Source organism: Streptomyces canarius (assembly GCF_014650735.1).
GTDB classification, from domain to species: Bacteria; Actinomycetota; Actinomycetes; order Streptomycetales; family Streptomycetaceae; genus Streptomyces; species Streptomyces olivaceoviridis.
Genome location: NZ_BMVN01000062.1, coordinates 1 through 18,018, shown reverse-complemented (window position 1 = coordinate 18,018; position 18,018 = coordinate 1). Strand labels below are relative to the sequence as shown.

Sequence of the window (18,018 nt, the reverse complement as noted above, 5' to 3'; positions counted from 1 at the left end):
CCGCGCCGCACGGCGCGTGCTGCTGGTGTGCATGGCCGCCGGCGCAACGACCCTGCTGGACCAGGCCGTTCTGAACATCGCGGTGCCGAGCATGCGGCAGTCGCTCGGGGCCACCGGGGCGGACGTCCAGTGGATCGTGGCCGGTTACTCGCTGGCCTTCGGCCTGGCCCTCGTCCCCGGGGGCAGCCTGGGCGACCTGCACGGGCGCAAGCGTCTCTTCATGGCCGGGGTGGCGGTCTTCCTGGCGGCAGGGGTGACGGCCGCGACCGGCGGCGGGCCGGTGACTCTGATCGGTGCCCGGCTGGTGCAGGGCGCGGCGGCCGGGCTCGTCAACTCGCAGGTGATCGCCACCATCCAGGACGTCTTCCACGGCGTCGACCGAGGCCGGGCCCTGGGCCTCTACGCGGTCACCGGCGGCGTGGCCACGGCCCTCGGCCCGCCGCTCGGCGGTGCGCTCGTCGCCGGGCTCGGCCCCGGGGCGGGCTGGCGGTGCTGTCTGCTGCTGAGCGGACCGTGCGCCGTGTTCACCCTGGCCCTCGCGGCCCGCTGGCTGCCCCCGCCGCGGCGCACCGCCCGCGACTCCCGGCTGGACCTCCTCGGCCTCGGTCTGCTCTGCGGCTGCACGCTGGCGCTGATGGTGCCCTTCATCCGCACCCCGGACAGCGGGGGAGAGGCGCTCCTGTGGGGCATCGCGGTGTGCGCGCTGGCGGCCGTCCTCGCCGCGCATCAGCGTCTGCGGGTGCGACGGGGGCGTCAGCCGCTGGTGCACCCGACGCTGACCTCGTCGAAGCCGTACGCGCTGGGTACGGCTGTCGCGATGACCCAGTTCGGCTCCTCACTGGCCGCGTTCCTCGTGCTCACCGTCTTCCTCCAGGACGGGCTCGGCCTGTCCGCTCTGCTCACGGCGGCGGTCACCCTCCCCGGGGCGATCGGGATGGGTATCTCCTCGGCCCTCGCCTGGCGGCTCGTCCGGCGGATCGGACCGCGCACGGTGAGCGTCGGCCTGACCATGGGCATCGGCGCCGCGCTGGCGGGGGTGGCGGTCGCCCTCTGGGTGCCGACGTCGCTGCTGCCCGTGGCTCTGGCCGGAACGCAGCTGATGTCCGGTGCCGCCGGAGGACTCACCGTCTCGCCCAACCAGACCCAGGTGCTCCAGCACGCTCCGGCAGAGGCGGCGGGAGTGGGTGGCGGCATCCTGCAGATGGCCCAGCGCATCGCCGCGGCCGTCTGCCTCAGCGCCGTCCCCGCGGTGTACCTGCACGTCGCGTCCGGTCCGTCGGGAGGCAGCCACGCCCGGGCCGGGTACGCACTGGCTTCCTGCGTCTGCGCCGGCCTGCTCGCCGCGGGTCTGCTGCTGTCCCTGCTGCGCCACGCCGCAACACCACCCGGCCCGTCAGCAGCCGCGTCGGCGAACCGCACCGTCGTGGTCCCCCGCTCCAAGGAGACGACCTGACCACCCGTGGCGCGGGTGGCGCACCCGTCGACCCCCCGCACCCCACCAAACCTCAAGGAGAACAAATGAGTTAGCCCAGAACCCGCCAACGTCCCGGGACAGCACACCTAGGGGATGCGTCGGGTGGGGCAGGCGTGTTGTTCTGGGTTGGCTGCCGGCACCAGGTGGTCAAGGGCGACAGCATCACCGGCAGGCCGTACTTCGAGCGGTCGTATCGAGCCGCGCCGCCGGGGCGACGAGCCCGTCACCGCCCCAGACCGCCCGGTGCCGGCGGGGAGACCGGCGCTGTCGGCCATCCCACCGCCCCCGCCCCGGCCGCCCCGTCCGCTTCCGCGCTCTGGGCCCTCGCCGGGCCCTCCCGGCCGTTGCCCTTTACCGCCGCCCGGCTACGTTGCCCGTCGTCGGCTGTCGGCCGTGAGCCGTCGGCTACCGGGCCGGGCGCCCGCCGGTTCCCTGTCGCCACCGTCCGCCCGTACCCGCCGCCGGTTTCCTGCCGCCGCGCGCACATGCGCCTGCCGCCGCCGCCCCGCCGCTCTCGGTCTTCGGCCGCGCCGTGCCGTGCCGCCGAGCATGGCTGGCGGGGGACCCAGCTGTGCTCGAAGAGGCGCACAGCGCACGGACGAAGCTGGTGGAGGCGGCGGGCACACGACCGCTGCCGGAGAGCACCGGCGACCCCGTTGCCCTGCGCGTTCTGGCCGGTCCACCGGACGCGGTCGACCGGACCGGCGCCATGGCCCGTCCGGAGGATCCGGCGGCAGCGGGCAGCCGGACGGCGGCGACCGCTCCCCCGCCCGGATGCCCGCTGCCGGGCGACCCCGAACGGCACCGGGCCTTCTACACCGGGCTTCTGCGGCGTGCCCTGAAGGACGGTGAGTGGGGGTCCGTCCCAGTGGCCGCTTACTGGGCCGCCTGCCTGTAAGCGTGGCTGGGCCGCTGGAACCAAGCCAGGGACCACATCCGCCAGGGTCTTTCGAGCGCGGAGCGCACCGGGCAGGTCATCCTCACCGGGTACCTGCGCAGCCTGAACGCCTGGCTGCACGCGGTGGTGGGCGAGGTGGCGGCCTGCCGTGCCGAGGCCGAGGCGTGCCTGAAGGACGCGGCCGTGCACGTCACGGACTCCGTCCGGCTGGCGGCCCAGGGCGCCCTGGCCTTCGCCGCGCTCAGCGAGGGTAGACCGGAGGAGGCGCCCAGGCTACTGCCGTCGTCCCCCACCGGCGTGGGCGGGACCGCCCTGGGCGGTCGTGGCTCGCTCGCCGTGTTCGACATGATCGAGGCCGCCTACCGCACCTTCGAGGCACCCCGGGCCAGGCAGATGCTGGACCTGTGGAGGGGGAGCGGACCGCAGGGCTGGCGGACGGGCTCCTGCCGGCCGGCTTCGCCACCAAGGACTTCAGCCTGCTGCACACCGGCCGGGCGGGTATTCCCGGACAGCGGGTGCCGGGGCTCGGGGTGCGTTACAGCCTCCCTGGCGGCCGTCACGTGCTGGAGCCGGCCGCCCGACGGCGTGCAAAGGCCCCAGTGATCATGTAGTTGCGACGCTCTGTAACCACTGGCGAGACCTGTGCCAGTCCCATGTTTCAGGTCGCCTGCCTGGCCAGCCTGTGCAGGGTCCGCGCGGCAGGTGATCCGGGGTCGGCCGTGATCAGGACGACTTCCTGGTCATCCTCGGGCACGAGCAGGACGTCACAGTTCAACCGCAGCGTGCCGGTCTCCGGATGATCGAGGATCTTGGTGCGGTGCCCGGGGGCGTGGACCGGACGCGTTTGCCATATCTGTCGGAACTCCTCGCTGCCGGTGTGCAGTTCGGTCAGCAGAGCGGTCAGCTGCGGGTCATGCGGGTAGCGGTCGGCGGCCCGTCGCAGCCGCGCCACCACAATGTGCCCGAACTCCTCAGCGCTGGAGCTCTCGTACATCCGCCCCTGGCCCAGGAAGCGGCGCCGGGCCAGGTTCGTCCTCCCGCCTCCGAGATCGCTGCCGAGCAGTGCCTGGGCCAGGGGGTTCCAGGCGACGACTCCGTACGCCGCGTCAGTGACGATGGCACCGGTCTGCGGCAGCCGCTGCAGCATCCGGGCCACATGCGGGCGTACCCGCCGCACGGCGCTGATGCCGGGCGGTGCGCTCGATCCCGCCAGGCGGAACAGGTGGCTGTGCTCGGCCGGTGTGAGCCGTAGTGCCTGGGACAACGCGTCCAGGATCCGGGTGGACGGCCGCGGGCCCCGGGCCTGCTCCAGCCGCGTGTAGTAGTCGACCGACATGTGGGCGAGTTCCGCCACCTCTTCGCGGCGCAGGCCCGGTGTCCGGCGATCGGTGCCCGTCGCCGTCAGGCCGATCTCGTGTGGACGCAGGCCCGCCCGGCAGTCCCGCAGGAAGCGGGCCAGCTCTTGCCGTGCCATGCCGCTTCCTCCCACTGCCTGGGACAGGTTGTCCCTGGCAGGGCGCCCACAGCCAGGGAACGGTAGTTGCCATGAACGATCGCACAGCTCTGGTCACCGGTGCCAACAAGGGCATCGGCAAGCACATCGCCCGGCTCCTCGCCGCCGAGGGCCTCACCGTGTACGTGGGCTCTCGCGACCGCGGGCTCGGACAGCGAGCAGTCGAGGAGATCGGCGCAGGCGCCCGCCTGCTGGTCCTCGACGTGACAGATCTTGACGGCATCGCACGGGCCGCGACCCAGGTGGACCGTCTGGACGTGCTGGTCAACAACGCCGGGATCTCACCGTCACTCGCCCCGCCGGCCGACACGAGCGTCGAGGAGTTCCGGCGCACATACGAGACCAACGTCTTTGGGGTGGTGGCGGTGACCAATGCCTTCCTGCCCGCCCTGCGCCGGTCCCCGCATCCGCGCATCGTCAACATCTCCAGCGGCACCGCATCGCTGACCTGGAGCACGAACCCCAACCCCCAGTTCACCCCGGGAAGCGGTGGCGCCGCCGCCTACCGGTCGTCCAAGGCCGCCCTCAACGCCCTCACCGTCCTGTACGCCCAGACGCTGGCCGGGGACGGCTTCAAGGTCAACGCGCTCGCCCCCGGCATGCGGGCCACCGACCTCAACCCGCTGGCCGCCGCTTCCGGCGACGACCCGGCCGAGGCCGCCCAGGGTGCCGCCCGCCTGGCCCTGCTGCCAGACGACGGTCCCACCGGTGGCTTCTTCTCCTGGGACGGAACGCCCGTGCCCTGGTGAGCGGCGCTGAGCTCCCAGGCGACGGCACTGACTCGCGCGCCCCAAGAAGCGTATTCCCAGAGCGGCGGTCCTCCTCGGGCCGAAGCGTGCTTGGCAGCAGCCAAAGGCTGCGCCGACAGGTGCGCGCTCATGGGCAGCGGTTCGGGCGGTCGTCCCACCGGTGGGTCGTCCAGGCCCGGCGGATCAGGCTAAGGACGGCGATGACGGTGTCGGCGAGGTCGAAGAAGGCGTGGATGACGGGTGCCCGGTGCTCGTGGCAGTGGGCGAGGCGGTGGAAGGCGTTCGGCCAGGAGCACCGTTGACGCGGTCCCGAGGCGGACGGCTCACTGGCCCGGTTCCAGTGCGACGGTGCCGAACACAGAACACGGCGGCCCGGTCCCGCGCATGTGTGCGCGGGACCGTTTTCCGGCGTCAGTACACGTCACCTTGTCTGCTGGTCGGTCACTTCGCCTGGGCGAGCCAGACCGCGTCGGGACCGGCCGGGAATCGCAGCTGGCCGGTCGTGTCGTGCACGGCTCGCCACACCGCCTCGGCGACATCGGTCTCCTTGGTGAACAGGTCCTGGCCTGTGAAGGAGTCCATGGCCTTCTTCGCCCACGCTGCATAGGGCACCGGGACCAGCTCGTCCAGTGAGGCGCCATTCGTCGCTCTGGTGGCGAAGTTCGTCGTGAGGCAGGCGCCTGGCTCGACCGTCTTCGCCTGCACACCGAACGGCGCGAGTTCGAGCGCGAGGGACGAGGTGAACCCCTCGATGGCCATCTTGCTCGCCTTGTAGACGGCTGAGAGCGGCATGTGGCCCAGCACCACGCTGGAGGTCACGTTGACCACCACGCCGGAGCCGCGCTCGCGGAACTGGGGCAGCACCGCCTGCGAGGTCGCCATCACACCGAAGGTGTTGGTCTCGAACACCTCCCGTACCCGGGCCATGGGGGTGCCCTCGAACACACTGATCGAGGGGACGCCCGCATTGTTGACCAGGACGTCGATGGGTCCCGCCGCCTCAAGCGCGGCCGTGATGCTCGCGGGCTTGGTCACGTCGAGTTCGACGACACGGAGCCGGTCCGACTCGGGCAGGACGCCCGCACGGGGAGTGCGCATCGTGGCGATGACGTTCCACCCCTGCGCGTGGAAGTGGAGGGCGGTCGCCCGGCCGTATCCGGACGACGTACCCGTGATCAGAACTGTCTTCATGCTGTGCCCCTCGGCGATGTGATGGGATCCGCGGAGCGCAGTCACTTTCCTGCTCCGCAGAAGAACTGGTAATCCCATTGAATCGCTCTGACCTGCGGAAATAGTAGAACTATCCTCGCTCGCCCTTGCACAATCCTCCTCCGCGATTGCATCCCGCTCAGGGCAGGACACCGGCGGGGGCACGCACGGCATCGCGCAGGCGGGCGGCGTCCCGGCTGGGCGGCGCGCCGAACTGGCGGCGGTATTCCCGGCTGAACTGTGACGGGTTGTCATAGCCGACGCGGTGACCGACCCCGGTGACGTCGCCTGGGTGGGTGGCGAGCAGCAGCCGGGCCTCCTGCAACCTGATCTGCTTCTGGAACTGGATGGGGCTCATCGCGGTCACCGCCTGGAAGTTGCGGTAAAAGGCGGAGACGCTCATGCCGGACAGCCGCGCCACGTCCTCGACCCGGAAGGGCTGCGCGTAGTGCTCGCGAATCCAGCGCACGGCCCGGGAGACGTGGCTGAGGCTGCTGTCGGCCAGGCCGAGCTGGCGAACCGTCGCACCCTGCTCGCCGGTGATCAGGCGCCACAGGATCTCGCGTTTGACCAGCGGGGCCAGTACAGCCCGGTCGCAGGGTTCGTCCAGCAGGCGCAGCAGCCGGACCACCGCGTCGAGCAACGGGGCCGAAGCGTCGCTGACGGCGATCCCCGACGGTGTGCCTCCGTCGGAGCGAGGAGTGTCTCCGGGCCCGGCCTGCAGCAGCAACTCGGCGACGGCGGACGGTTCCAGCACGAGACCGAACCCCAGCGCCGGCAGCTCGGGGTCGGCCTGGGTGAACTGTCCGGTGACGGGCAGGTCGACGGAGGCGACCAGGTACTGCCCTGGGCCGTACTCGTACACCCGGTCGCCCAGAGCGAGTCGTTTGGCGCCCTGGGCGATGACCGCCAGCACCGTGCCCGACATCGAGGGCGACGGCGGATCGGACCGGTCGACCTTCGAGATGAGGACGCCGTCGATGGCGGTGGTCCAGTCGGGCCGGGCATGCCGGGCCAGCAGGGTGCGGAGCTCTTCGAGGTACATGCCTCCATTGCAGCACCATTCGGCACCTCGACTCCCGTGACCGAGAGGATCGTGCAAGTGCGAGCGAGCATCGTTCTAACGTTTTCGCAGGTCACATGGGTTGAATGGGATCACCTCATTCCATCACCACAGAAGAAGGAATCCGTGATCGCCAACTACGGCTTCAACGCCGCCCTGACCGCCAGGCCCCGGATGGGAGACCGGCTGGCCGACTTGCTGCTGACCGGTCTGAACGAGGGCAGCCCCGGCGCGAGCGAACACTGCGTCGTCTACCTCGTCTCCCGTTCCGCGTCCGACCCCGACGTCGTCCACGTCACCGAGGGCTGGACCAGCGAGGAGGACCACCACCGGATCTTCGCCGGCGAGGCTGCTCAGGCCATCGTGGCGCAGATCGACGGACTGCTGGCCAAGGAGCCCGAGTACACCGACTACGTGCCGGTCCGCGGGAAGGCCACCTTCTGACCCGCCGATCGATCCCCTGGTCCTTCCTGCCGCCTCGGTCCCTGCCGAGCGGCCCTCTTCTCGCCCGACCGTTCGCCACCACCTCACGAAAGGCAGCACCATGACCACGGCACGACCTGCCCTTGACCCCGAACTGCGTGAGCTGCTCGCCGACATGCCCCTCATGTCCCAGCTCGGTCCAGAAGTACTCGCGCAACTGCGCCGACTCCCGTCGACGTCCATCGAGTCCCTCCTCGCCCACCGGCACGTCGACCGGCTGGAGATCACCGTGCCCGCCAAGGACGGTGCCCCCATCCCCCTGTCCGTCTTCAGCCCCGCGAACACCGATCGCACCACCGCCGCACCCTGCGTCTACTGGATCCACGGCGGCGGAATGGTCATGGGCGACCGCTTCTCGCAGATCGACATACCGCTGGAGTGGCTCGACGAGTTCGGCGCGGTTGTGGTCTCCGTGGACTACCGGCTCGCACCCGAGGCCACCGGCGCCACCCTGGTCGAAGACTGCTACCAGGGACTGCTCTGGGTCGCTGATCACGCCGCCGAACTGGGCATCGACCCCGCCCGGATCGTCGTCGCGGGCGCCAGCGCGGGAGGCGGCCTCGCCGCCGGCGTCACCCTGCTGGCCCGCGACCTCCGCAGCCCGGCGATCGCCGTGCAGATGCTGATCTGCCCCATGCTCGACCACCGCAACACCAGCACCTCCAGCCGCCAGTACTCCGGCGTGCCCGGCGTCTGGACCGGTGAGATGAACGCGTTCGCATGGAACTCGGTCCTCGGCGACCTCACCGACGCCGAGGTGTCCGAGTACATCTCGCCGGCGCTGGCCGAGGATCTCTCGGGTCTGCCGACCACGTACATCGACACAGGCTCCGCAGAGGTCTTCCGTGACGAGGACACCGACTACGCCACTCGCATCTGGGCGGTGGGTGGCCAGGTCGAACTACACGTCTGGGCGGGCGGCTTCCACGGCTTCGACGCCCTGTACCCGCAGGCACACATCTCGATCACAGCACGCCGAACCCGCACGGACTGGCTCGCCCGACTCCTCGAACCGCACCGCATAGCGCCGCTGACTCCAGCCGACGGTGATCGGCCATAGCTTTCACGGATACGTGGTCGGACCCATTGCCAAGAATCGCCATCACCCTGCAGAACCCGCGCGTCAGAACTCCCCAAGCGGATGACCGGGGCGCGGGTTCTCGCCCGTTCCCCTCCAAGAAACTGCGAACCTGCTCGCTTTTCGTGTTCGACGTCCTCGACACGGCCGGCGGCCCGCTCCTTGACGAGCCCTACCGAGCACGGCGGGCACGACTGGAAGCACTGTTCGCCCAGGGGGTGCTGGCCGCGCCGTTCGTGGTGTGCCCGGCCACTACCGACCGGGCGGCCGCCGAGGACTGGCTTGACCCGGCATGGGGCGCGGCCGGCATTGAGGGCGCCGTGGTGAAAGGCCTGTCGCAGAAGTACCAGCCGGGCCGCCGGGGCTGGATCAAGGTACGGGCCGGGCGAGGGCGGAAGCGGTCGTCGCCTCGTTGACGGGCCGGGTGGCCACGCCGGTGATGCTGCTGCTGGGCCGCTACGACGAGTCGGGCCGGCTGCGGTTCGTCGCGCTGACGGAACCGATGTCGGCGACGGCCCGGCGGGAGGCCGGCGGCCTGCATCCGGGCGGCGCGGAGCACCCTTGGCAGGGCCACCGGTTCTCCGTCGGGTGGGGCACCCGCGAGGTGCCGAGCGGTGGGACGCCGAGGACGATGACCCCCGGCTCAGATGTGCGGCCTCGCCGCCGGCTCACGCCGATCACGTCCCAGTTCGGCGTACCGCGCGCGCATACCCGGCCCGGCGGCCGGACCCGCGGTAAAGACGAACGCCTCGCTGTCGTCCAGTCTCCGACCGGTGCGTGCGTCGACGACGACCGGTTCGGCCTCTTCACCGGTCGCGGCGTCGACCAGAACCATCGACCGCTCCTCCGGCGCCAGGTGCTGGTTGCCCCAGGCTGCCAGGGCGACGATCACAGGGCGTAGGGAGCGTCCCCGCTCGGTGAGTACGTACTCGTGGCGCACCGGGTTCGTCTGGTAGGGCCGCCGTTCCAGCAGACCGTCCGCGACCAGGGTCTTCAGGCGCGCGGTGAGCATGCTCGTGGAGATGTTGAGGCTCTGCTGGAACTGGTCGAACCGCGTGTACCCGTCGAAGGCGTCGTGGAGGATCAACAGCGTCCACCACTCGCCCACGTGCTGCACGGTGGTCGACAGCGGACACTCGCGGTCCTCCAGCCTGATCCGGCTCGCCATGATGGCACCCTCCCGAGTTACTGCTAAAGTGAAAGTCACTAGCTTCTATTTTAGCAGTGATTAGGGGTGTGCCGTCGGCGTGCCCCGGAACGGACACGCTGCATGCCTCCTGTCATCGACGCGTCACTCGAAGGCCGCCGCGCCCTGGTCACCGGCGGCAGCAAAGGCACGGGGGCGGCGATCGCCGCACGCCTCCGTGCAGCGGGGGCGACCGTGCTGGTCACCGCCCGCACCCGACCTGCCGATCTGACCGAGGAGGACTTCCTCAGCGCCGATCTGACCACACCCGAGGGTGCGGAACTGGTCGCGAGCGAGACGCAGCGGCGGCTGGGCGGCGTGGACATCCTGGTCCACACGCTGGGCGGGTCGGCCGCACCCTCCGGCGGCTTCCAGGTACTGACGGAGGAGATCTGGCAACAGGAGCTCAACCGGAATCTGCTCGCCGCGGTCCGCCTGGACCGTGCACTGATCCCCGGCATGCTCACGCAGGGCCGTGGGGCCGTCGTCCACGTCTCCTCCATCCAGCGTCGCATGCCCTTGTGGGACGGCACGTTGGGCTACGCGGCGGCCAAGGGGGCACTGACCGCCTACAGCAAGGGCCTGGCCAACCAGGTCGCGCCGCACGGCGTACGCGTCAACACGGTTGCGCCCGGCTTCATCCGCACCGAGGCGGCGGACGCCCTCATCGACCGCATCGCCGAGCGCACCGGCGACCGCGACTCCGCCCTGGCGTCCCTGATGGACTCCCTCGGCGGCATCCCCCTCGGCCGACCTAACCAGCCCGAGGAGGTCGCCGAGCTCGTGGCGTTCCTCGTCTCCGACCGCGCGTCGGCCATCGTCGGCGCCGAATACGTCATCGACGGCGGCACCGTCCCCACCCTCTGAACGTGTAACGCATCAAACCCATGGAAAGCGAGGCAGCCATGACCGACTCGTCATCCTCCACCCAGGTGGAGCGGGACGACCTGCCCGGAGTGATCCGCCAATACCTCACCGCGCACAACGCGGGAGACGCCTCGGCGTCGGCGGCACTCATGACGCCGGAGGCCCGGGTCACCGACGACGGGAAGACGTACGACGGCCTGCCCGCCATTGAGCGGTGGCTGAACCGTGCCGTCTCGGAGTACACGTACACCACCACCTATCTGGGGGCCGCGCAGGACGGACCGGACCGCTGGACCGTCACCCAGCGGCTCGACGGCAACTTCCCCGGCAACACGATCGACCTCCGCTACGACTTCACGCTCGACGGTGGACTGATCAGCAGGCTGGTCATCGCTCCCTGATCCCCTACCCCGGCCGCCGCTCGCACGGTCGGCCGGGGAAGTGACTGCGGGCGCGTCACGGACGCGGCCCGCAGTGTGCAGGGCGCATGCCCAACAGCCGTGGTCGCGACGATACGCACCGTGATCGCGCACTATGCGGTCGCAACGCCCAGGAAGCGCAGCACCGCCAGGACGCGGCGGTGGTCGGCGTCGGCCTTGGGCAGGTCGAGCTTGGTGAAGATGCTGTTGATGTGCTTGGCGACCGCGCTCTCGCTCACGACCAGCTCGGCGGCGACGCCGGAGTTGGACCGGCCGCCCGCCATCAGCTCCAGCACCTCCCGCTCCCGCGGTGTCAGCCGGTCGAGCGGATCGCTGTGCCGGCGCACCAGCAGCTGCGCGACGACCTGCGGGTCGAGCGCGGTGCCGCCGGCCGCCACCCGGCGTACCGCCTCGGCGAACTCCTCGACGTCGGCGACCCGTTGCTTGAGCAGATAGCCGACGCCCGAGGTGTTGGCGGCGAGCAGATCGGCGGCGTACCGCTCCTCCACGTACTGCGACAGCAGGAGCACGGCGGTACGCGGGTACTGGCGGCGGATCACCAGCGCGGCGCGTACTCCCTCGTCGGTGAAGCCGGGCGGCATGCGCACGTCGACCACGGCGATGTCGGGCCGGTGCTCCTCGACGGCCGCCAGCAGCTCTTCTGCGTCGGCGACTTGCGCGCACATCTCGAAACCGGCCGCCTCCAGCACCTTGACCACGCCGATGCGCAGCAAGAGGGAATCCTCGGCGATCACGGCGCGCACGGCAGCTCCACGGTGATGACGGTCGGGCCCCCGGCGGGGCTGCGGCAGGAGAACGTGCCGTCGACGGACGCGACGCGCTTGGAGAGCCCGGCGAGCCCGGTGCCGCCGGCCGCCGCGAGATCCGCGCCGCCCGCTCCGTCGTCCGCGACGACCACCAGCAGTGTCCCCCCGATCCGCTCCACGGTCACGTCCGCCCGGGTCGCCTGGGCGTGTTTGACCACGTTCGTCAGGGCTTCGGAGACCACGAAGTACGCGACGGCCTCGATTGTGGGTGAGGGGCGCTGCGGCAGGTCCACCGCCACGCGCACCGGGATCGGGAGGCGGGCGGCGACCCCGGACAGCGCGGCGTCGAGGCCGCGGTCCTCAAGGACGGCCGGATGCAGGCCGCGCACCAGGTTGTTCAGCTCGGCGATCGCCTCCTTCGCCTCGCGGTGCGCCTCGTCGATCACCTTGCGGGCATCCGCCGGCAGGTCGCCGAGGGTGGCCCTGGCCAGGCCCAGGTTGACGGCGAGCGAGACGAGGCGCTGCTGCGCGCCGTCGTGCAGGTCGCGCTCGATCCGCCGCCGCTCGGCGTCGGCGGCGTCGAGCACGCCGGCCCGGCTCTCGGCGAGGTCGGCGACCCGGCGGGCCAGCTTCTCCGTGCGACTGGGGCCGAGCAGGACCTCGGCCGCCCGGGTCTCCAGCCGCACCAGAGCGCCGGTCAGCCGGGGCCCGAGGAACAGCAGGGCGAGGCCGCCGGCGGTGATGTACGCGGCCTGCGTGGTGTACCCGAGGTCGGTGACCCGCCACTGCGGGGGCAGCGCCCAGATCCACACGTAGATGGAGGCGGCCACGAGAGCGGCGGCCCAGACGGCGAGGACGGCGAGGTCCAGGACGGCGAACAGCGGACCCGCCACGGCGTGGTAGCAGACCTGCCGCCACAAGGCCCGGCCGGTCAGCCGGCGCACAGCCGACTTCCAGTTGCGTCCCGGCCCGGGTACGGCGGGGCGCGGGAGGTCCTTGCCGACGAGCGCCCGGTAGCGCCGCCGCTGCCCGGCGGTCAGCAGGGGTGTCACCACGAGCGTGAGCAGCACGGGCAGCGGAGTCACGGCCACCGCGCCGGGCGCGCGCACCAACGCCGCCATCGTGCCGAGCAGCCAGAGCCACAGCGGCACCATGGCGAGGTGGAGCGGCAGGCCGGCGGCGACGAGCGCGGTCCGGTGTCCCGCCCTGCGGAACGGCCGGCCCAGCACCAGCCGCAGCCACGTCGTGAGTTGCATGCGTCAAACGGTAAAGCCGCAGGCCATCCCCGTGCCATGACGCTCCCGCCCGGTTCGGGGGTGCACTTTTCTCCACCTCGGGTCGGAACCCTGCGTGACCGACGGCGCCCCCGTGTGCGGCGGAGGGTGGAGCACATGAAGGGACGAGCCGACGGGCCGCGGGAGAAGACGATGCGTCAACTGGTGTTTGGCAATGACGAATTGGCCGGTGCAGAGGGCTTCGATCGCGCCGAGGTCATCCCGCTCCACGAAGAGGCGCAGGAGCCGCGCCCGGCGCGGGGCATGCGGTGGGCCGGGTGGCTGCTGGTCGCCTGCGGGCTCGCCCTGCTGCCCTGGCTGTACGTGCTGGCCACCGGCCTGCCGGCCACCGCGACCGCGGCGCACTGGCCGGTCGCCTGGGTCGGGCTCGACACGCTGGAGGCGCTCGGCCTGATCGCCACCGGCCTCCTCGCCGCCCGCGGCGACCGGCGGCACGCCCTGGCAGCCGCCGCGACCGCGACGCTGCTTGTGGTGGACGCCTGGTTCGACACCACGACCGCGGCCCCGGGCGGCGACTTCGCCACCGCGGTCGCCATGGCGCTCGGCGCCGAGCTGCCGCTCGCCGCGCTGTGCGGCCGGCTGGCGCTGCGGGCGCTGAGCCGGCACGCGTGACGCCGACCGCCCAGCCACATGCCACGGACCACATCAATCCACCGGAGAACACCCTGCACCGCATCACCACCGCCCCGTCGCCCCGATCCCGGCGCGGGCCCGCTGGGCGGTCGCCGCCCTACGGACAGGGCGCCGTGTCGCCCAGCCACCAGGCGGCGGCCAACGCGGCGCCGACGCCGTCATACCGGGCATCACGCGCCGGCGCCGCGCGCAGCCCGTCGTCGCCGCGAGGCAGCCCTACCCGGTCGGGTGAACACGCCAGGAGGGGAGAACAAGCGGTGCAACGCCCGGGAAGATCCCGAGATCTTGTAGGCACGCGGGAATGTTCGCCGGGCAGGTGTGGTTGAACCAGCCGTGATGGTGAAGGGAACAGTGTCCCCGGGCCTCATCCATCGCATGCGAGGACGATCGTTCGGCTGAAGCCTCGCATTGCCTTTCGCCGCGTAGGCGACCGCCCTTCACGATCACACCCCTTGCGGGTTCAGCCCCGGCCAGCACGCTGGCCGGGGCTTTGCGCTTCAGTCTCCGATGCCGAGGTCCGTGTCCAATCGGCCGTGTACGAGCGGCTGCACGGCTGCCGCTGGTCGGCGACGGCCCCCGGTGAAATGCCCGGCCGTCGGTACACGACGGGCTCGTACATCTGTCGAGAAAGGTCCGCCGGTCGCCAAGGTAGGGGACGGGCGAGAGCGACACCCTCAGCGCGCTCGGACGGAGGCTCCGTAGGCGTCGGTCTGGCGCAGTACGGCCACGTCCCGTGCCGGTGCCGGCCATACCTGGATGAGGTACCACTCGGTGACCTCCTCCGGGGTGAGGTCGATGGCGGTGTCCCGGCCGCGGGCATGGACGCGCAGCCGGTAGTCGCCGGGTCCGGCGAAGGAGAGCACCGGCAGCTCCTCGTCCAGGTCGTCCATTCGTGCGCCTGGTCCGCACCACCGCTGCCGTGGCCGCCGTGTTTGCCGCCTTCCTCGCCACGACGACCGCGCACGCCGCCCCGGCCCCCGCCGCGCCGCTGAATACCGTCACCCTGCCCGTCCAGGACGCCCCCGCCCAGCTACCGGTGCGCAGCGAGGACCGCACCGGGTACGAGCGCACGAAGTTCAAGCACTGGGTCGACGCCGACAAGGACGGCTGCAACACCTGCGCCGAGGTGCTGGAGGCGGAAGCCGTCGTCGCCCCGGAGCAGGGGGCGAGCTGCCGGCTGAGCGGGGGAGCGTGGTTCTCGCCGTATGACGACCGCTTCATCCAGGGGCCGGGCGGTGTGGACATCGGTCACCTGGTTCTGCTCGCCGAGGCCTGGGACTCCGGCGCTCTCGACTGGAGCGCGAAGGAACGTGAGGCGTACGCCAACGACCTCGGTGACGAGCGCGCGCTGATCGCGATGTCGGCTGCCTCGAAACCGGTCCAAGGCCGCCCAGGCTCCGTCCACGTGGCTGCCGCCGGCTGCCGGCTACTGGTGCCAGTACGTCACCGACTGGGTGGCCACCAAGATGCGCTGGGCCCTGAGCGTTGACACCCACGAGCAGGCCGCGATCACCGAGGTCCTCGGCCACTGTCCGAACGTAACCGTCACCATCACACCGGCTCGCTGATCCCTCGCCCGGCCCAGGTGCCCAGTGGAGCGCCACGGCCAGGAGGCAGGGGAGGAGTCGGGGTCTGTTCGGCTGCCGCTGACCCTGCCCGCTTGGTGGATTGGGTTCCCGGCCGGGACGGGCTGGCCGGAGGCCGCCTTGCCCGCCGCCAGCGCCGGCCACTGAGGGGCCAGCGCAGCTGATCGCGGGCGCGGGTCCGTGCTCAGCGCGCCTTCTTCGAGGCAACGGCGCGGGCCGGCACCGGGTCTGCATTCCTTCGGTTACCTGCCGTCCGCTGCCCTGGAGCCAGCCTACGGCTGACCCTGGCCCGCCGCGGCCACAGGTTCGCGCCTGGCATCGCCCCGTGCCGTGACCGGCTCCGGGTGCTCCCATGCCTCGGGCAGCAGCAGCACGGCCAGGTTCGCCGCTGCCACGAGCACCGCACCTGCCAGCAGTGGTGCCGAGGTGCCGAGGAGGTTGGCAACCGGAACGGCCACGGCCAGGCCCAACGGGCGGGCGGCAAACGAGATCAGCGCGTCGAAGGAGCCTACCCGCCCGAGCACCTCCTGCGGGATGCGGCGCTGGATGGCGGTCTCCCACAGCGGGCTGAGCACTCCTAGACCGAACATCGCCAGGAAGTACGCAGACGCCGCCCAGGGCAGCGCCAGTCCCAGCCCGAAGGCCGCCAGCGGCAGCGCGTAGACGGCCGCGCCCACGGCCACGCCGACCAGCGGGCGGCGCATCGGCAGCCGTCCTGCGGCAAAAGCACCGACCAGCATGCCGACGGTCCCCAGCTGGGCCACCAGGACCCACGCGCCGTCACCGCCCATGCTCCGGACAGCGATCAGCGGTCCCAGGGTGAGCAGGAAGCCAGCCGTCAGATGCCATACTCCATGGCCCAGCACATTGGTGAGGAACCAGCGGTGGCGCCGAGTCTCGGTCCAGCCTTCGCGCAACTGCGCCCGGAACCCCGCGTGGCCGCCGTCGGCCGGCCTGGTGGCCCGGCGGGTGTGCAGGCCGCCCAGGGTGGTCGCAGAGCCGATGAAGAGCGCGCCGGTCAGGAGCGAGGACCAGCCGGCGCCGAGCATCAGCATCATGCCCCCCGCCGTAGCAGGGCCGGCGGTCTGGGCCAGGCCGGTGGCGACGTCCAGCCGAGAGTTCAGCCGCAGCCGCTGGTCGGCGTCGACGGTCGCCGCGACCAGGGTGCGGACCGCTGGGGTGCCGAAGGCGACCGCGGCGCCGGTGACCGCGGCGAGCACGGCGAGGTCGGGCACCCGGACCAGGCCGCAGAGCAGCTCCGCACCGATCGCGGTCTGCGCCGCGCCCCTGAGTAGATCGGCAGCGAGCACGACCCGCTGTGGCGGGAAGCGGTCCGCCAGCACGCCGGCGACCGGCAGCAGCACCAGCATGGGCAACAGTTCGCATGCCAGCACCAGGCCCAGATCCCCTGCCGAACCCGTCGAGCCTGCGGCGTGTCCTCGAAGCAGCGCGAGCGTGAGCGTGGTGGGTATCAGCGCGGTGGCCAGCGCCGCGCAGGTACGGCCGACCAGCAGTCGGTGCATGGGTTGCGTCATACACGCACAGTATTTCGCCAGCTAATCATTTGGCAACGAAATATAAGTTGGCGTAGCATACTGAGGGCATGGACACCGAGAGTCAGGGCCGGGAGCGGCCCGCAGAAGGGGACGACTCCGTCGACGTGCACCTTGCACGCTGGCGCGGCAAGGCCCCGTTCGACGCGCGGGTGGAGGGGATCATCACCCGCATTCAGCTCCTGGCCAAGCATGTCGGCCAAGCCAAAGACCGCGCCCTGGCCGAGGTTGGCCTGCAGGAGTTCGAGTTCGCCACGCTGCACCGGCTCGGCGCGCGCGAGGCCCCAGGGCGGGCCACCCCCTCCGAGCTAGCGGCTGAACTCATGCTTTCCCCTGCTGGCATGACAGGCCGTCTGGACACCCTGGAACAGTCAGGGCTGGTGCGGCGTGTGCGCAGCAGTCAGGACCGACGCCGGGTGGACGTGGAGCTCACCGAGGCGGGGCGCACCCGCTGGCTGGCCGCGATGGAACTGCGCGGGCAGGCGGAGGACTCGATGGTCGCCCCGCTCGACCCGGCAGAGCAGGACGCACTCAGCGCCCTGCTCAAGCGGATGCTGATCCAGGCGGAGGCGGACAGCCGCCACCGGTGAACCCCGAGTCGATGGTGTTGCTTCTCGCCGTCAGGTCTCAGTACGTCTTCCCAGGGCAGACCCTGGCCGGGGTGGGTGCGTCTTCGCGGTCTTCGGGCTCGTCGGGTTCCGAGTCGCTGTGGTCGTCTCGCTTGTCGAGCAGTCGCTTGACGAAGTCGGCGGTGATGCCGGCGGCTGTCGCGATGCTGAAGTCGACGAGATAGTGCAGTGAGTTCACGGTGGGTGTGGTCCGGCTTGCTGTGCCCCGCACCCGGATGGACCTGGGTGTCCTCGCGTACTACCTCAGGGCCTCGCAGGTGGTGTTCTTCGAGTGCACCGCTGCTCTCCCTGCTCAGGCACCCTCGTACATGAAGCGGGACCGGTACATCAAGGTCGATGTGCTGGCGCGGCCGATGAAGGGAAGCGGCCTGTCCGCGGCCGAAGCCCGCAAGGTCGGGGTGGACATCATGCTTCAGTTCGCGCGGGATGTCGCCGAACAGGCCGGCTGCAAGAACGACACCCCGTCTCCCCAGTTCGGTTCCGTCGCTGACCGAGATCAACTGGTCTGGTTACGAGAAGTGACTCAGCCGGAACGCTCCCGGCGCCCGGCCGACGGTGCGGGCGTCATCAGACATAATCGCGTCCCATGACCGTACTGATGCCTGTGCTCATGATC

Annotated in this window: 22 protein-coding genes and 1 pseudogene; 13 read left to right on the top strand and 10 right to left on the bottom strand. The window is 71.2% G+C overall.

Features of this window, described 5'->3' with window-relative positions:
• Positions 1–31 precede the first annotated feature (31 nt).
• The 3 genes from IE294_RS41295 to IE294_RS48350 all read left to right on the top strand — a co-directional run bounded on the left by IE294_RS41295 (position 32) and on the right by IE294_RS48350 (position 2,975).
• Positions 32–1,453: an MFS transporter gene (locus IE294_RS41295; protein WP_229917899.1), complete on the top strand. Its 1,422-nt coding sequence runs from the start codon at positions 32–34 to the stop codon at positions 1,451–1,453.
• Between the two features lie 592 nt (positions 1,454–2,045).
• Positions 2,046–2,372 (top strand): hypothetical protein, encoded by a 327-nt coding sequence (locus IE294_RS48355; RefSeq protein ID WP_229917897.1) that lies wholly within the window; start codon positions 2,046–2,048, stop codon positions 2,370–2,372.
• Positions 2,373–2,507: 135 nt separating this feature from the next.
• On the top strand, positions 2,508–2,975 hold the full coding sequence (locus IE294_RS48350) for a hypothetical protein (RefSeq protein ID WP_229917895.1): 468 nt from the start codon (positions 2,508–2,510) through the stop codon (positions 2,973–2,975).
• A 55-nt stretch (positions 2,976–3,030) separates the two neighbouring features.
• On the opposite strand, the gene IE294_RS41285 is transcribed toward IE294_RS48350, so the two are convergent.
• Complete coding sequence (locus tag IE294_RS41285; RefSeq protein ID WP_189894520.1) at positions 3,031–3,846, bottom strand: helix-turn-helix transcriptional regulator; 816 nt, start codon at positions 3,844–3,846, stop codon at positions 3,031–3,033.
• 71 nt (positions 3,847–3,917) lie between these two features.
• Between IE294_RS41285 and IE294_RS41280 the strand changes: the two genes are divergently transcribed.
• Positions 3,918–4,634 carry an SDR family oxidoreductase gene (locus IE294_RS41280; RefSeq protein WP_189894519.1) on the top strand — a complete coding sequence of 239 codons (717 nt, stop codon included), beginning with the start codon at positions 3,918–3,920 and terminating at the stop codon, positions 4,632–4,634.
• A gap of 127 nt (positions 4,635–4,761) precedes the next feature.
• On the opposite strand, the pseudogene IE294_RS41275 reads toward IE294_RS41280, so the two are convergent.
• The 3 genes and pseudogenes from IE294_RS41275 to IE294_RS41265 form a co-directional block, all read right to left on the bottom strand.
• Positions 4,762–4,923 (bottom strand): annotated as a pseudogene (locus tag IE294_RS41275) (IS5/IS1182 family transposase); the annotation flags it as partial.
• 152 nt (positions 4,924–5,075) lie between these two features.
• On the bottom strand, positions 5,076–5,825 hold the full coding sequence (locus IE294_RS41270) for an SDR family oxidoreductase (protein ID WP_189894518.1): 750 nt from the start codon (positions 5,823–5,825) through the stop codon (positions 5,076–5,078).
• 157 nt (positions 5,826–5,982) lie between these two features.
• On the bottom strand, positions 5,983–6,888 hold the full coding sequence (locus tag IE294_RS41265; RefSeq protein WP_189894517.1) for an AraC family transcriptional regulator: 906 nt from the start codon (positions 6,886–6,888) through the stop codon (positions 5,983–5,985).
• A 144-nt stretch (positions 6,889–7,032) separates the two neighbouring features.
• Between IE294_RS41265 and IE294_RS41260 the strand changes: the two genes are divergently transcribed.
• The 3 genes from IE294_RS41260 (at position 7,033) to IE294_RS48345 (ending at position 8,883) form a co-directional block, all read left to right on the top strand.
• On the top strand, positions 7,033–7,350 hold the full coding sequence (locus IE294_RS41260) for a putative quinol monooxygenase (protein ID WP_189894516.1): 318 nt from the start codon (positions 7,033–7,035) through the stop codon (positions 7,348–7,350).
• Between the two features lie 100 nt (positions 7,351–7,450).
• Positions 7,451–8,449, top strand: a complete 999-nt coding sequence (locus IE294_RS41255; RefSeq protein WP_189894515.1) for an alpha/beta hydrolase — start codon at positions 7,451–7,453, stop codon at positions 8,447–8,449.
• Positions 8,450–8,592: 143 nt separating this feature from the next.
• Positions 8,593–8,883, top strand: coding sequence for an ATP-dependent DNA ligase (locus IE294_RS48345; RefSeq protein WP_229917893.1), 291 nt, complete (start codon positions 8,593–8,595; stop codon positions 8,881–8,883).
• Between the two features lie 227 nt (positions 8,884–9,110).
• On the opposite strand, the gene IE294_RS41245 is transcribed toward IE294_RS48345, so the two are convergent.
• Positions 9,111–9,635, bottom strand: coding sequence for a winged helix-turn-helix transcriptional regulator (locus IE294_RS41245; RefSeq protein ID WP_189894514.1), 525 nt, complete (start codon positions 9,633–9,635; stop codon positions 9,111–9,113).
• Between the two features lie 102 nt (positions 9,636–9,737).
• Between IE294_RS41245 and IE294_RS41240 the strand changes: the two genes are divergently transcribed.
• Together IE294_RS41240 and IE294_RS41235 are read left to right on the top strand one after the other, a co-directional pair.
• Positions 9,738–10,520: an SDR family oxidoreductase gene (locus tag IE294_RS41240; protein WP_189894513.1), complete on the top strand. Its 783-nt coding sequence runs from the start codon at positions 9,738–9,740 to the stop codon at positions 10,518–10,520.
• Between the two features lie 38 nt (positions 10,521–10,558).
• Positions 10,559–10,921: a nuclear transport factor 2 family protein gene (locus IE294_RS41235; RefSeq protein WP_229917891.1), complete on the top strand. Its 363-nt coding sequence runs from the start codon at positions 10,559–10,561 to the stop codon at positions 10,919–10,921.
• Positions 10,922–11,052: 131 nt separating this feature from the next.
• Here IE294_RS41235 and IE294_RS41230 read toward each other — a convergent pair whose 3' ends face one another.
• Entirely contained in the window at positions 11,053–11,703 is a 651-nt protein-coding gene (locus IE294_RS41230) for a response regulator transcription factor (protein ID WP_014669982.1), read from the bottom strand.
• A complete protein-coding gene (locus tag IE294_RS41225; RefSeq protein ID WP_189894512.1) occupies positions 11,691–12,962 on the bottom strand; it encodes a sensor histidine kinase in 1,272 nt (423 codons plus the stop codon). Before IE294_RS41225 ends, IE294_RS41230 begins: the two co-directional genes overlap by 13 nt.
• 201 nt (positions 12,963–13,163) lie before the next feature.
• Between IE294_RS41225 and IE294_RS41220 the strand changes: the two genes are divergently transcribed.
• Complete coding sequence (locus IE294_RS41220; RefSeq protein ID WP_373315941.1) at positions 13,164–13,613, top strand: hypothetical protein; 450 nt, start codon at positions 13,164–13,166, stop codon at positions 13,611–13,613.
• Between the two features lie 695 nt (positions 13,614–14,308).
• Here the strand turns inward: IE294_RS41220 and IE294_RS41215 are convergent.
• A complete protein-coding gene (locus IE294_RS41215) occupies positions 14,309–14,524 on the bottom strand; it encodes a hypothetical protein (RefSeq protein ID WP_189894510.1) in 216 nt (71 codons plus the stop codon).
• Positions 14,525–14,526: 2 nt separating this feature from the next.
• On the opposite strand from IE294_RS41215, the gene IE294_RS41210 reads away from it, so the two are divergent.
• Positions 14,527–15,123, top strand: coding sequence for an HNH endonuclease (locus IE294_RS41210; protein WP_306433525.1), 597 nt, complete (start codon positions 14,527–14,529; stop codon positions 15,121–15,123).
• Between the two features lie 369 nt (positions 15,124–15,492).
• Here IE294_RS41210 and IE294_RS41205 read toward each other — a convergent pair whose 3' ends face one another.
• Complete coding sequence (locus IE294_RS41205; RefSeq protein WP_229917889.1) at positions 15,493–16,755, bottom strand: MFS transporter; 1,263 nt, start codon at positions 16,753–16,755, stop codon at positions 15,493–15,495.
• A gap of 68 nt (positions 16,756–16,823) precedes the next feature.
• On the opposite strand from IE294_RS41205, the gene IE294_RS41200 reads away from it, so the two are divergent.
• Positions 16,824–17,363: a MarR family winged helix-turn-helix transcriptional regulator gene (locus IE294_RS41200; protein WP_071384617.1), complete on the top strand. Its 540-nt coding sequence runs from the start codon at positions 16,824–16,826 to the stop codon at positions 17,361–17,363.
• Between the two features lie 37 nt (positions 17,364–17,400).
• On the opposite strand, the gene IE294_RS41195 is transcribed toward IE294_RS41200, so the two are convergent.
• Positions 17,401–17,580: a hypothetical protein gene (locus tag IE294_RS41195; RefSeq protein ID WP_189894542.1), complete on the bottom strand. Its 180-nt coding sequence runs from the start codon at positions 17,578–17,580 to the stop codon at positions 17,401–17,403.
• 1 nt (position 17,581) lies between these two features.
• On the opposite strand from IE294_RS41195, the gene IE294_RS41190 reads away from it, so the two are divergent.
• On the top strand, positions 17,582–17,992 hold the full coding sequence (locus IE294_RS41190) for a hypothetical protein (RefSeq protein ID WP_229917887.1): 411 nt from the start codon (positions 17,582–17,584) through the stop codon (positions 17,990–17,992).
• Positions 17,993–18,018 lie beyond the last annotated feature (26 nt).

Bases quoted from the DNA above. Each gene is read 5' to 3' on its own strand.
- IE294_RS41295 (WP_229917899.1), top strand. From the start codon at position 32: ATGGCCGCCGGCGCAACGACCCTGCTGGACCAGGCCGTTCTGAACATC.
- IE294_RS41285 (WP_189894520.1), bottom strand. From the start codon at position 3,846: ATGGCACGGCAAGAGCTGGCCCGCTTCCTGCGGGACTGCCGGGCGGGC.
- IE294_RS41280 (WP_189894519.1), top strand. From the start codon at position 3,918: ATGAACGATCGCACAGCTCTGGTCACCGGTGCCAACAAGGGCATCGGC.
- IE294_RS41270 (WP_189894518.1), bottom strand. From the start codon at position 5,825: ATGAAGACAGTTCTGATCACGGGTACGTCGTCCGGATACGGCCGGGCG.
- IE294_RS41265 (WP_189894517.1), bottom strand. From the start codon at position 6,888: ATGTACCTCGAAGAGCTCCGCACCCTGCTGGCCCGGCATGCCCGGCCC.
- IE294_RS41255 (WP_189894515.1), top strand. From the start codon at position 7,451: ATGACCACGGCACGACCTGCCCTTGACCCCGAACTGCGTGAGCTGCTC.
- IE294_RS41245 (WP_189894514.1), bottom strand. From the start codon at position 9,635: ATGGCGAGCCGGATCAGGCTGGAGGACCGCGAGTGTCCGCTGTCGACC.
- IE294_RS41240 (WP_189894513.1), top strand. From the start codon at position 9,738: ATGCCTCCTGTCATCGACGCGTCACTCGAAGGCCGCCGCGCCCTGGTC.
- IE294_RS41235 (WP_229917891.1), top strand. From the start codon at position 10,559: ATGACCGACTCGTCATCCTCCACCCAGGTGGAGCGGGACGACCTGCCC.
- IE294_RS41225 (WP_189894512.1), bottom strand. From the start codon at position 12,962: ATGCAACTCACGACGTGGCTGCGGCTGGTGCTGGGCCGGCCGTTCCGC.
- IE294_RS41215 (WP_189894510.1), bottom strand. From the start codon at position 14,524: ATGGACGACCTGGACGAGGAGCTGCCGGTGCTCTCCTTCGCCGGACCC.
- IE294_RS41205 (WP_229917889.1), bottom strand. From the start codon at position 16,755: ATGACGCAACCCATGCACCGACTGCTGGTCGGCCGTACCTGCGCGGCG.
- IE294_RS41200 (WP_071384617.1), top strand. From the start codon at position 16,824: ATGGACACCGAGAGTCAGGGCCGGGAGCGGCCCGCAGAAGGGGACGAC.